Raw genomic sequence first — 12156 nt, forward strand, 5'->3', positions numbered from 1 at the left:
CGCCACGGACCGCTGGTCCGCGGAGCCGACCGAGGCGGCGCCGGCGGAGCGGCCGAACGCGGCCGACCGGTGGCCGGCGCCCGGCGAGAACGGGACGACGCGTGGTGGCCTGCCGCGCCGGCCCGTGTCGCCCGACGACCGGTCCGGCCAGATCTCGGAGCGGCCCGCGCCGTTCGAGGACCTGACCGTGGAGACCCCGCAGCTCGCCCGCGGCAACGGGCGGGACACCCGTGGTGAAGCGGGCAGTGTGGATGATTCGCGGCAGGTCGGTAACGGTCGTTCGACCGAGGACGTTTCGACTCGGAGCGGGCTAGACTCGGCCGCATCGGAACCGGTCAACGGTTCCGGTGGTCGTAACGAGATCATTCCGAGGAACGTCGACGACACGATGGAGTTGCCCATCTTCCGTGAGGTCGAGTCGGCCTGGTTCCGTACCAGTCCGTCCCGTCCGAGCTCCGGCCCGGCGACGGTCACTCCGCCGTCGGCACCGATGCGGGACGCGGGTAAGCCCGCGCCGCGCCCGGTGGCGCCGGATCCGGCACCGGCAGAGTCGCCGCGGCCGGAGAGGAAGCGCCCCACCGTGTTGCCGACCCGGCCGACCACCGGCGCGGGCAGCGGTGCACCGGAGCCGCCCGCGGCGACACCGCCGGCCGCCGAGCTTCCCGCTCGGCGTACGACGGAGGTTCCGTCCGAGGGGCGGCCGGACATCGACCCGTGGCAGTCGGCTGCGGACAAGGGCTGGCAGGCCGCTTCGGCGGTGTTCCAGTCCCCGAAGTCCGACGAGACCACGACCTCTGGTCTGCCGAAGCGGCGACCGATGGCCCAGCTCGTACCAGGGGGCATCGAGGAGCCGGCGAAGCCGACCAGGGCGCGGGAGCGTTCACCGGAAGCGGTCCGCGGTCTGCTGTCCGCGTACCACCGAGGCGTCCAGCGCGGACGGACCGGCGGCACCACGCCGCTGGCCTCGCCCGTGCCAGGACACAGGAGCACCGGCGACGGTGCTGGCGAGGAGCAGGAGGCATGACGACCCAGCAGATAGGTACGCAGGACCTCGGTTGGCTACTGTCCAACTTTGCGGACAGGGTCCCCGGAGTGGCGCACGCGGTCGCGGTCTCCGCCGACGGCCTGCTGCTCGCCGCCTCGCGGGATCTGCCCAGGGACCGTGCCGACCAGTTGGCCGCTATCGCGTCCGGACTGGTCAGCCTCACCCAGGGCGCGTCGCGCTGCTTCGAGGGCGGCGCGGTGCTGCAGACCGTGGTCGAGATGGACAACGGTTTTCTGTTCTTGATGTCGATCAGCGACGGGTCCTCGTTCGCGGTGCTGGCTGCCCGAAGTTGTGACGTCGGGCAGGTGGGGTATGAGATGGCGTTGCTCGTCGACCGGGTCGGCGAGGTTCTCACCCCGGCACCGCGTAACGAAGGATCCGCACGGCTGGGTTGACGCCCAACCGTGGATCGGGGTGTAGGGCATGATGAACGACTCTGACGAACCGAGCAACGCGCTGGTTCGCCCCTACGCCGTGACCCGGGGCCGGACCCGGCCCCGGGTGGAGATCGCGATTGAGGCGCTGGTGGAAACGACCGCCCGGGGTCGTGACGCCAGCGTGGTCGGCGGGCGGGAGCAGCAGCTCATCGCCGGACTGTGCGCCTTGCGCGTACAGTCGCTCGCCGAGATCGCCGCACGTATGCAGATGCCCTTGGGTGTGGCGCGGGTGCTGGTCGCGGACATGGCCGCGGACGGACTCGTCGCCGTGTACGAACCGACCGCGGTCGGGGACGACGCCGTGGGTACGGAACTGCTGGAGAGGGTGCTGAGTGGGCTTCGGAGGCTCTGACGAGGGCTACCGCCGGCCGAGCGGGCGGGTGACCTCGTCCAAGATCGTCATCGCCGGCGGCTTCGGCGTCGGAAAGACCACACTGGTCGGTTCCGTCTCGGAGATCACACCGCTGACCACCGAGGCGATCATGACGTCGGCGAGTGTGGGCGTGGACGAGACGGCCGGCGTGCCCGGCAAGACCACGACCACCGTCGCGATGGACTTCGGCCGCATCACGATCGACCAGGACCTGATCCTCTACCTGTTCGGCACGCCCGGGCAGACCCGGTTCTGGTTCATGTGGGACGAGCTGGTCAAGGGTGCGATCGGCGCGATCGTACTGGTGGACACCCGACGGTTGGCGGACTGTTTCGCCGCCGTCGACTTCTTCGAGCACCGCGGCCTGCCGTACCTGGTGGCCGTGAACTGCTTCGACGGCGTGCAACTGCACCAGCTGGAGGACGTGCGGGAGGCCCTGGCGGTCGGTCCGCAGGTTCCGGTGATTCCGTGCGACGCCCGTAGCCGGGAGTCGACGAAGCAGGTGCTGATCACGCTGGTGGAGTACGTGCTGAACATGCGGCGCACGCGGCAGACGACACCGTCCCGCTGACCGCCGTACGGCTGGATCCTCGGCGCCCCGTCCGGACTTCCGGGCGGGGCGCCGTCGTGTTCGGTGGCCCCGGGACTGTCTTACTCCGCGGCGGCGGGGGGCCCGTTCGGTGGATGGTGGCCGAGTGGGCCACAACTCAAAATCGGCAAACCATCACGGTGAGTTATGTCACCTGCCTAGACTCCCTCTTCGGACTTCGACGCCCGCCGCCGCGACCCCACCGAGCCGCGCGGCGGGCGGCGGCGTGCCAGGGCCGCGGCGTGGGGCGCGCGCGGCCATTGACAGGAGGGGTGACAAGGATGCGACCACGGGTGGCACTGGCTGCCACGAGTGCCGTGGCTCTGCTGGCCGTACTTGCCGCGTGCAGCAAGAACACGGGCAGCAGCAGCGGTGACAACGCGCAGGGCTCCACGCAGTCCGGCTCGATCTCGACCAACCCGGCCGATTCGAAGGGCCCGGCGAAGGCGATCTCCGGCGCGAAGCGCGGCGGCACGCTCTACCAGTACCTTGAGGCGGACTACGACCACCTGGACCCGGTACGGGCGTACGTGAACAACGCGACGGCGGCGACCAACCTGCTGGTGCGTACGTTGACGATGTTCAAGGACGACGGGAAGGGCCACCTGACCCTCGTCGGCGACATGGCGACCGACGCCGGCAAGGACACCTCCGGCGGCAAGTGCACCTCGTGGCAGTTCACGCTGAAGGACGGCCTGAAGTACGAGGACGGCAGCGCGATCACCGCGAACGACGTGGCGTACGGGATCGCCCGGTCGTTCTCGCCGGACCTCGCGGAGGGGCCGCACTACATCCAGCAGTGGCTGGCGAACGACATCAACTACAACAAGGACTACAAGGGTCCGTACAACGGTGGCGCGGCCGTGCCGCCGGGCGTGAAGGTCTCCGGCAAGACGATCTCCTTCAACTTCAAGGAACCGCACTGCGACCTGCCGTTCGCCGCGTCCTGGGGGACCACGTCGCCGCTGCCGAAGGCGAAGGACACCAAGACGAAGCTGGACCTGCGGCCGTTCTCGTCCGGGCCGTACAAGGTGAAGTCGTACACCCGTGACAGCAAGCTTGTGCTGGAGCGGAACAAGTACTGGGACGCGAAGACGGACCCGATCCGCCACGACTACTTCGACACGTTCGAGGTGGACTTCGGGTCGAGTTCCGAGCAGCAGGCGAACGCCATCAAGTCGAGCCAGGGCAACGACGCGAACGCGGTGATGGGCGCGAACGTACCGCCGACGCTGCTGCCGACGGTGCAGAACGACCCGCAGGTGAAGAACCGCGTCGCGGCGGGCTTCACGCAGTTCGTGTGGTACATGGCGATCAACAACCAGCGCATCAAGGATGTGAAGGAGCGCGAGGCGCTCAACTACGGCTTCAACAAGAAGGCGTTCATCCAGGCGCTCGGCGGGTCGACGGCCGGCGAGGAGGCGAACACGCTGCTGTCGCCGACCACCATCGGCTACAAGAACTACAACGCCTACCCGTACGACCAGGCGAAGGCGAAGAGTCTGCTCGGCGGCAAGCACCCGCAGCTGGTGTTCGCGTTCGCCAACACGGCGCGGTGGCAGAAGCTCGCGACGACCGTGCAGAACACGTTGCAGCAGGTCGGTTTCAAGGTCGTACTGAAGCCGATCGACTCGGCCAGCTACTACACGCAGATCGGCAAGAACAACAACCCGTACGACCTGTACTTCGCGGGTTGGGGTTCGGACTGGCCGTCCGGCTCGACGATCATTCCGCCGGTGTTCGACGGTCGCAACATCCAGGCGCAGGGCAACTCGACCTACCCGTACTTCAACGACGCGGCGGTCAACAGCCAGATCGACAAGCTGACCAAGCAGTCCGCGAACGACGCGGCGCCCGGCTGGGCCGCGCTGGACAAGGACATCATGACGAAGCACGCGCCGGTCGTCCCCGTGTACTACGACAAGGCGTACCAGATGTACGGCACCAACGTGGGGAACATGGCGATCGGTCAGAGCACCGGTTGGCCGGTGTACTACAACGCGTTCCTGCGTAACGGCAAGTAGCTCGGCAGTACGCGACGACGGGGGTCGGGCCTGCGCGGTCCGGCCCCCGTTCCGTGTCCTCGACAGGGAAGCGCGTCCTCGACAGGGAAGCGCGGCAGCGCGCCGGCGCCACACCACGCAAGCGCACGGCACCGCGCAGCAGCCATGGGTACGCAATCGTTAGCGTGCCGTGACGGCGGGCCGCACATTCCGCTCCTAGCTTCGGTTCCCGGGTGGCGACCACGAGTCGACACCCGTGCCCTACCGGAAGAGGAGGGAAAGATGCGACCACGGGTGGCACTGGCGGCCGCCGGAGCGGTGGCCGTCGTCGCCGCGCTCGGCGCGTGCAGCAAGAACACCGGGGACCAGGGTGGCAACAAGGACACCATCCACACCCAGTCCGGTGGTATCGGAAACGCCGCGGACTCGAAGGGTCCGGCCGCGCCGGTGCCGGGCGCCAAGAAGGGCGGCACGATCTACCTGGTCCAGGAGAAGGATTTCGAGCATCTGGATCCGCAACGCATCTACGTCAACAACGCGCAGGTGTTCTCCCGGCTGTTCTCGCGGCAGCTCACCGCGTTCGTGGACGATCCGAAGACGCACCAGTCGACGCTGGTCGGCGACCTCGCGACCGACCCCGGCAAGGACACGTCCGGCGGCAAGTGCACCTCGTGGCGCTTCACGCTGAAGGACGGCCTCAAGTACGACGACGGCAGCCCGATCACCGCCGCGGACGTGGCGTACGGGGTGGCGCGGTCGTTCTCGCCGGACCTGGCGGACGGCCCGCACTACATCCAGCAGTGGCTGGCCGACTCGGTGCAGGGCTACAACAAGAGCTACCACGGACCGTACGACGGGGCGCCGCTGGTCCCGCCGGGCGTGACGGTCGCCGGCAAGACGATCACCTTCACCTTCAAGCACCCGCACTGCGACATGCCGTACGCGGCGTCGTGGGGCACGACATCCCCGGTGCAGAAGGCGAAGGACACCAAGACGCGGTACGACCTGCACCCGGTGTCGACCGGTCCGTACAAGATCGAGAAGTACAGCAAGGACACCAGCATCGTGCTGAGCCGCAACAAGTACTGGGATCCGGCGACGGATCCGTTGCGGCACCAGTACGCGGACCATTTCCAGGTGGAGATCGGGCCGGACGCGGTGCAGCAGACCAACCGCATGATGGCGTCGAACGGCAACGACGCGTACGGCATCATGCAGGCGTCCGGCGGCGTGGACCCGACGCTGGTGAAGAAGGTGCAGTCGGACCCGTCGCTGAAGAGCCGCACGCTCTCCGGCTACACGCAGTTCGTCTGGTACCTGGCCATCAACAACCAGCGCATCACCGACCTGAAGGTGCGGCAGGCGCTCAACTACGGCCTGGACAAGCGCGCGTTCATCCAGGCGCTCGGCGGCCCGGCCAAGGGTGAGCCGGCCGGCACGCTGGAATCGCCGACCACCAACGGGTACCAGAAGTACGACGCCTATCCGTACAACCCGCAGAAGGCGAAGCAGTTGCTCGCCGGCAAGCACCTCAAGTTCGTGTACGCGTACGGCAACACGGACAACGGGCAGAAGCAGGCGACGGTCGTCCAGGACAGCCTGCAGAAGATCGGCGTGCAGGTCGTACTGAAGCCGATCGACGCGGCGAACTACTACACCGAGATCAGCAAGAACCACAACCCGTACGACCTGTACCTGGCGGGGTGGGGTTCGGACTGGCCGTCGGGGTCGACCATCATCCCGCCGGTGTTCGACGGCCGCACGATCATCCCGGTCGGCAACAACGACTACTCCTACTTCGCCAACTCCGACGTCAGCAAGCGGATCGACGAGATCAACCTGCTGCCCGCGGACAAGGCGGCGCCGGAGTGGGCGAAGCTCGACAAGGAGATCATGACGAAGTACGCGCCGCTGGTGCCCTTCTACTACCAGAAGGAGTACACCCTGATCGGCAGCAAGGTCGGGGGCGTGGCGCTGGGGCTCAGCAGCGGCTGGCCCGAGTACACGAGCGCGTTCGCGAAGTGAGCCCGGGGGCGCGTCGGCGTGGGCCGGCGCGCCCGCGAGGTGCGGTCCGCGTACCGGTGCGCGTGCGCACGGTGGGCGGCGATCGGGCCGGGTCCGCCATGCCGGATCCGGCCCGCTTCGTACCCCTGTTGATCACGTTCCGGGGTCGTACGACGGCGGAACGGAACTGTCGAGGGGCTTCGGAGTCGACTGGGAACGCAATCGTTAGTTTCCCGTGACGGTGCTACTCGCGGGTTCCATTAGCTTCCTTCCAGAGCCGGCCACTGTGGCCGCGCCCACCCGATCGCCCCCCGGCGAGCGGTACGAGGAGGAGGAGACATGCGACCACGGCTGGCAGTCGCAGCCGCCGGCGCACTCGTCGTCGTTGCCGCCCTCGGAGCCTGCAGCAAGAACACCGGCTCCAACAGCGGCTCGAACAACGACGTGAAGGCGCAGAAGGGCGGGATCGGGAACGCCGCCCAGTCGAAGGGCCCGGCGCCCAAGGTGGCCGGTGCCAAGAACGGCGGCACGATCTACCTGGTGCAGGAGCAGGACTTCGAGCACCCGGACCCGCAGCGTATCTACGTCAACAACGCGCAGGTGTTCGCGAAGCTGTACTCGCGGCAGCTCACCACCTACGTCGACGACGGCAAGGGCAACGCCACCCTGGTCGGTGACCTCGCCACCGACCCGGGCACGGACGTGTCCGGCGGCAAGTGCACCTCCTGGAAGTTCACGCTGAAGGACGGCCTCAAGTACGAGGACGGCAGCGACATCACCGCCGCCGACGTGGCGTACGGCGTGGCCCGGTCGTTCTCGCCGGACCTGGCGGACGGCCCGCACTACATCCAGCAGTGGCTCGCCGACGACATCAACTACAACAAGACCTACAAGGGCCCGTACAACGGCGGCGCCGCCGTTCCGCCGGGCGTGAAGGTCTCCGGCAAGACCATCACCTTCGACTTCAAGTCGCCGCACTGCGACATGCCGTTCGCGGCGGCCTGGGGCACCACGACGCCCCTGCCGAAGGCGAAGGACACCAAGACCAAGCTGGACCTGCACCCGTTCTCGTCCGGCCCGTACAAGTTCGAGTCGTACCAGCGTGACAGCAAGCTGGTGCTGACGAAGAACAAGTACTGGGACGCGAACACGGACCCGCTGCGTCACGCGTACCCCGACAAGTTCGAGGTCGACATGGGCGCCAGCGGCCTGTCGCAGACGAACCGGATGATCGCCGACAACGGCAACGACCAGTACGGCATCATGCAGGGCAACATCGACCCGACCATGGTGAAGAAGGTCGAGGCCGACTCCACCCTGCAGAACCGGATCGTCAAGGGCTACACGCAGTTCGTGTGGTACCTGGCCATCAACAACAACCGGGTCAAGGATCTGAAGGTCCGCCAGGCGCTGAACTACGCGCTGGACAAGAAGGCCTACATCCAGGCCATCGGCGGCCCGAACATCGCCGAGGCGGCGTCGACGCTGGAGTCGCCGACCACGATCGGGTTCAAGAAGTACGACGCGTACCCGTTCAACGTGGCGAAGGCGAAGCAGTTGCTGGGCGGCAAGCACCCGCAGCTGGTGTACGCGTACGCCAACACCGCGAGCGGCCAGAAGTACGCGCCGGTCATCAAGAACAGCCTGGAGAAGGCCGGCTTCAAGATCGTGCTGAAGCCGATCGACGCGGCGAACTTCTACACCGAGATCGGCAAGAAGAACAACCCGTACGACCTGTACAAGCCGGGCTGGGGTTCGGACTGGCCGTCCGCCTCGACGATCATCCCGCCGGTGTTCGACGGTCGTAACATCCAGGCGCAGGGCAACTCGACGTACCCGTACTTCACGAACGCGGACGTCAACTCGAAGATCGACGAGTACAACAAGCTCGACGCCAAGGACGCCGCGCCGAAGTGGGCCGCGCTCGACCAGGAGATCATGACCAAGTACGCGCCGGTCGTGCCCTTCTACTACGACAAGACTTACCAGCTTGTCGGCAGCAAGGTCGGCGGTGTCTACCTGGGCGCCAGCAGCGGCTGGCCCGAGTACACCAACGCGTTCGCCAAGTGACGCCTGGAGTACTCCGGTAGCACCAGCAAGTCCACCGGTGGCCGGATCCGCGATGCGCGGGTCCGGCCACTGGTTTGTCGTCGCGGTGACGGGTGCCGGGGCGATACGGTCGGCGCTCGGACCGGTCGAGGAGGTACGGATGCGGGTGCGACGGATCGTCGGTGCAGCCGGCGTGGCGCTGACCCTGGTCGGCGCGGTGGCGGGCTGTACCAGGAACACCGGGGTCGACGCGAGCGGCCCGAAGGTACGGGCGGACGCGGGCGCGATCTCCACCGACCCGGCCGATTCGCGAGGCCCGGCGAAGCCGATCCAGGGCGCGGTGCGCGGCGGCACGCTCTACTCGGTGCAGGAGTCCGACTTCGAGAACCTGGACCCGCAGCAGATCTACGTGAACAAGTCGATCGCCGTCGGGCAGCTGTTCTCCCGCACGCTGACGATGTTCCGCCGCGATCCGGCGACCAACAAGGACCTGCTGGTCGGCGACCTCGCCACGGACACCGGCACCGACGTCGACCACGACGGCCGCACCTGGCGCTACACCCTCAAGACCGGCCTCAAGTACGAGGACGGCAGCGCGATCACCGCCGCCGACGTGGCGTACGGGGTGGCCCGGTCGTTCTCGCCGAACATCGCCGACGGTCCGCACTACATCCAGCAGTGGCTGACCGGCCGTTCCGACTACAACGCTGCGTACAAGGGGCCGTACGACGGGGGTGCGGCGCTGCCGCCGGGCGTCACCGTGTCCGGCCGGACGATCACGTTCCACCTGAAGCAGCCGGAGCCCGACTTCCCGTTCGCCGCGTCGATGGGCACCACCACGCCGCTGCCGAGGTCCCGCGACGCGAAGCCGTCCGCGCTGGCCGACCACCCGTTCTCCACCGGGCCGTACAAGGTGCAGACGTACCAGCGGGAGCACCAGCTGGTGCTGGTGCGCAACAAGTACTGGGATCCGCGGACGGACCCGGTGCGGCACGACTACGTCGACCGGTACGTGGTGGAGATCGGGCCGAGCCCGGTCGAGCAGACCAACCGGCTGATCGCCGACAACGGCGACGACCGGGACGCGGTGCAGGTGGACGCGGTCGCGCCGGAGCTGATCGGCGCCGTACTCCGGAACAAGGACCTGACGTCGCGCGAACTGTCCGGCTACCTGGACTACGTGAAGTACCTGAACATCAACACCAGCCGGGTCACGGACGTGGCCGAGCGCCGGGCCGTGAACTACGCGATGGACAAGGCCGGCTACCTCCAGGCGGCCGGCGGCGCGCCGGTCGGTGACATCGCCTCGACGATCCAGTCGCCGACCACCATCGGCTGGTCGAAGTACGACGCGTACCCGACCGCGGGTGGGCACGGTGACGTGGCGAAGGCGAAGAAGCTGCTGGCCGGGCGTACGCCGAAGCTGGTGCTGGCGTACGCGAACACGCCCGACGGGCAGAAGGGCGCGACGAAGGTGCAGCAGAGCCTGGCCCGCGCCGGCTTCCGGATCGTGCTCAAGCCCGTCGACGACGCGAACTACCTGACGATCCTCGGCCGCCGCGACAACCCGTACGACCTGTACGTGTCCGCGTGGGCGTCGGACTGGCCGTCCGGCTCGACGATCATCCCGCCGCAGTTCGACGGTTCGGCGCTCGCCGCGACCGGCAACAACTCCCGCACGTACCTGAACGAGAAGGGGGTCGACGACCGGATCCACGCCATCGAGAAGGAGCCGGCGGCCACGGCGGCCGGCGACTGGATGCGGCTCGACCGGCAGATCATGACCGACTACGCGCCGCTCGTCCCGCTGTACTACGAGAAGAACCTGTCGCTGTTCGGCAGCCACGTGCACGGACTGATCCAGGGCGGCGCCCCGCGCTACTACGACGCCTGGCTGTCGCGGTAGCCGATGGTACGCAGGGGTGTCGTGCTGCTGCTGGTGGTCCTGACGGCCGCCGGCTGCACCACGGCACCCGCCGCCGGCCCGGCCCGCGACGCCGGCAGCAGCGCGTCGCGTGGCCCCGCCGATCCGGTACCGGGGGCGCGCCGCGGCGGCACCCTCGTCACCGTGCAGACCATGGACTTCCTGCACCTGGACCCGCAGCGGCAGTACGTGACGAACTCCAACGCGGTCGACCAGCTCATCGTCCGCACGCTGACGATGCTGAAGAACGACCCGAACACCGGCCGGGAAGTACTCGTCGGCGACCTCGCCACCGACGCCGGCACCGACGTCGACCACGACGGCCGCACCTGGCGCTACACCCTCAAGACCGGCGTCCGGTACGAGGACGGCACGGCCGTCACCGCCGCCGACGTGGCGTACGGGGTGGCCCGGTCGTTCGCGCCGGAGCTGTCCGACGGCCCGCAGTACGTGCAGCGGTGGCTGACCGGGCGGACCGACCCGTCCACCGCGTACGCCGGGCCGTACCACGGTGGGCGTGCGGTGCCGCCGGGCGTGACGGTGTCCGGCCGGACCATCACGTTCCACCTGGCCTCGCCGCACCCGGACTTCCCGTACGCGGCGTCGCTCGGGACGACGGCGCCGCTGCCGCGTTCACGCGACCACGGGGCGGCGGCGGTCGACGCGCGACCGTTCTCCACCGGCCCGTACAAGGTCGCCTCGTACGACCGGGGGAAGCGCCTCAAGCTGGTCCGCAACCGGTACTGGGATCCGGCCACGGACGCGGTGCGGCACGACTACTTCGACTCGTTCGTCACGGAGATCGGCCCGGACGGCGCCGCGCAGACCCGCCGGCTCGTCGCCGACCGCGGCACCGACCGGTACGCGGTGTCCATCGACGGCGTACCGCCGGCCATGGCGTCGACGGTGCTCGACGACCGCGCGCTGCGGTCCCGGCAGCTCACCGGGTTCTGGCCGTTCGTGACGTACCTGAACATCAACACGACGCGGGTCACCTCGCGCGCGGTACGGCAGGCCGTCAACTACGCCGTCGACAAGGCCGCGTACGTACGGGCCACCGGCGGGCCGGCGCGCGGCGAGGTGGCGACCACGTTGCTGTCCCCGACGGTCCTCGGCTACCGCCGGTACGACGCGTATCCGACGCCCGGCGGTCGCGGCGACCCGGCCAAGGCGCGGCAACTGCTCGGCGACGCGCGGCCGGCTCTGCGCTACGCGTACCCGGACACGGCGGCGGGGCGGGCGGGTGCGCGGGCGGTCATCGCCTCGCTGCGCCGGGCCGGTTTCCGCATCACGCCGGCGCCGCTCGACCCGTCCGACTACTACGCGCGGATCAGCCGCCCCGACAACCCGTACGACCTGTACCCCGGGTCGTGGGGCGCGGACTGGCCGACCGGCTCGACCGTACTGCCGCCGCTGTTCTCCGGTACCGCGAGCACCGACGGCAACAGCTGGACGTACCTCGACGAGCGGGCGGTCGACGACCGCATCGACGCGATCAGCGCCGAGCCGACCGCCCGCGCCGCCGGCGACTGGGCCGACCTCGACCGCGACATCATGCGGCAGTACGCGCCGTGCGTGCCGCTGGCGTACGTGAAGACGTTGTCGTTGACGGGAAGCAGGGTGCACGGCGTCTTCCAGAGCGGTACCTCGGGCAGCCCGCTGTTCTACGACGCCTGGCTCGGCTGACCCGCGCCTGTCGGCCGTGACGTATTTGTGATGCCCTACCGATACG

Annotated in this window: 8 protein-coding genes and 1 pseudogene; all 9 read left to right on the forward strand. The window is 68.6% G+C overall.

Annotation, left to right across the window (positions count from 1 at the left end):
* A pseudogene (locus Aru02nite_RS13100) lies at window positions 1-1024 on the forward strand (hypothetical protein); the annotation flags it as partial.
* Entirely contained in the window at window positions 1021-1440 is a 420-nt protein-coding gene (locus Aru02nite_RS13105; protein ID WP_203657764.1) for a roadblock/LC7 domain-containing protein, read from the forward strand. The pseudogene Aru02nite_RS13100 and the gene Aru02nite_RS13105, both read left to right, overlap by 4 nt.
* Before the next feature lie 31 nt (window positions 1441-1471).
* Window positions 1472-1834 (forward strand): DUF742 domain-containing protein, encoded by a 363-nt coding sequence (locus tag Aru02nite_RS13110; RefSeq protein WP_203657958.1) that lies wholly within the window; start codon window positions 1472-1474, stop codon window positions 1832-1834.
* A gap of 28 nt (window positions 1835-1862) precedes the next feature.
* Window positions 1863-2426: a GTP-binding protein gene (locus Aru02nite_RS13115; protein ID WP_203657765.1), complete on the forward strand. Its 564-nt coding sequence runs from the start codon at window positions 1863-1865 to the stop codon at window positions 2424-2426.
* A 299-nt stretch (window positions 2427-2725) separates the two neighbouring features.
* On the forward strand, window positions 2726-4468 hold the full coding sequence (locus Aru02nite_RS13120; RefSeq protein WP_203657766.1) for an ABC transporter substrate-binding protein: 1743 nt from the start codon (window positions 2726-2728) through the stop codon (window positions 4466-4468).
* Between the two features lie 261 nt (window positions 4469-4729).
* Window positions 4730-6472 (forward strand): ABC transporter substrate-binding protein, encoded by a 1743-nt coding sequence (locus Aru02nite_RS13125; RefSeq protein WP_203657767.1) that lies wholly within the window; start codon window positions 4730-4732, stop codon window positions 6470-6472.
* 318 nt (window positions 6473-6790) lie between these two features.
* Window positions 6791-8521, forward strand: coding sequence for an ABC transporter substrate-binding protein (locus Aru02nite_RS13130; protein WP_203657768.1), 1731 nt, complete (start codon window positions 6791-6793; stop codon window positions 8519-8521).
* A gap of 139 nt (window positions 8522-8660) precedes the next feature.
* On the forward strand, window positions 8661-10406 hold the full coding sequence (locus tag Aru02nite_RS13135; protein WP_203657769.1) for an ABC transporter substrate-binding protein: 1746 nt from the start codon (window positions 8661-8663) through the stop codon (window positions 10404-10406).
* A 21-nt stretch (window positions 10407-10427) separates the two neighbouring features.
* Complete coding sequence (locus Aru02nite_RS13140) at window positions 10428-12110, forward strand: ABC transporter substrate-binding protein (RefSeq protein WP_203657770.1); 1683 nt, start codon at window positions 10428-10430, stop codon at window positions 12108-12110.
* Window positions 12111-12156 lie beyond the last annotated feature (46 nt).

Source organism: Actinocatenispora rupis, assembly GCF_016861975.1.
In the GTDB taxonomy this organism is placed as follows: Bacteria; Actinomycetota; Actinomycetes; order Mycobacteriales; family Micromonosporaceae; genus Actinocatenispora; species Actinocatenispora rupis.

Excerpts from the sequence above, each read along its gene's own strand:
- Aru02nite_RS13105 (WP_203657764.1), top strand. The coding sequence starts at position 1,021 with ATGACGACCCAGCAGATAGGTACGCAGGACCTCGGTTGGCTACTGTCC.
- Aru02nite_RS13110 (WP_203657958.1), top strand. The coding sequence starts at position 1,472 with ATGAACGACTCTGACGAACCGAGCAACGCGCTGGTTCGCCCCTACGCC.
- Aru02nite_RS13120 (WP_203657766.1), top strand. The coding sequence starts at position 2,726 with ATGCGACCACGGGTGGCACTGGCTGCCACGAGTGCCGTGGCTCTGCTG.
- Aru02nite_RS13125 (WP_203657767.1), top strand. The coding sequence starts at position 4,730 with ATGCGACCACGGGTGGCACTGGCGGCCGCCGGAGCGGTGGCCGTCGTC.
- Aru02nite_RS13130 (WP_203657768.1), top strand. The coding sequence starts at position 6,791 with ATGCGACCACGGCTGGCAGTCGCAGCCGCCGGCGCACTCGTCGTCGTT.
- Aru02nite_RS13135 (WP_203657769.1), top strand. The coding sequence starts at position 8,661 with ATGCGGGTGCGACGGATCGTCGGTGCAGCCGGCGTGGCGCTGACCCTG.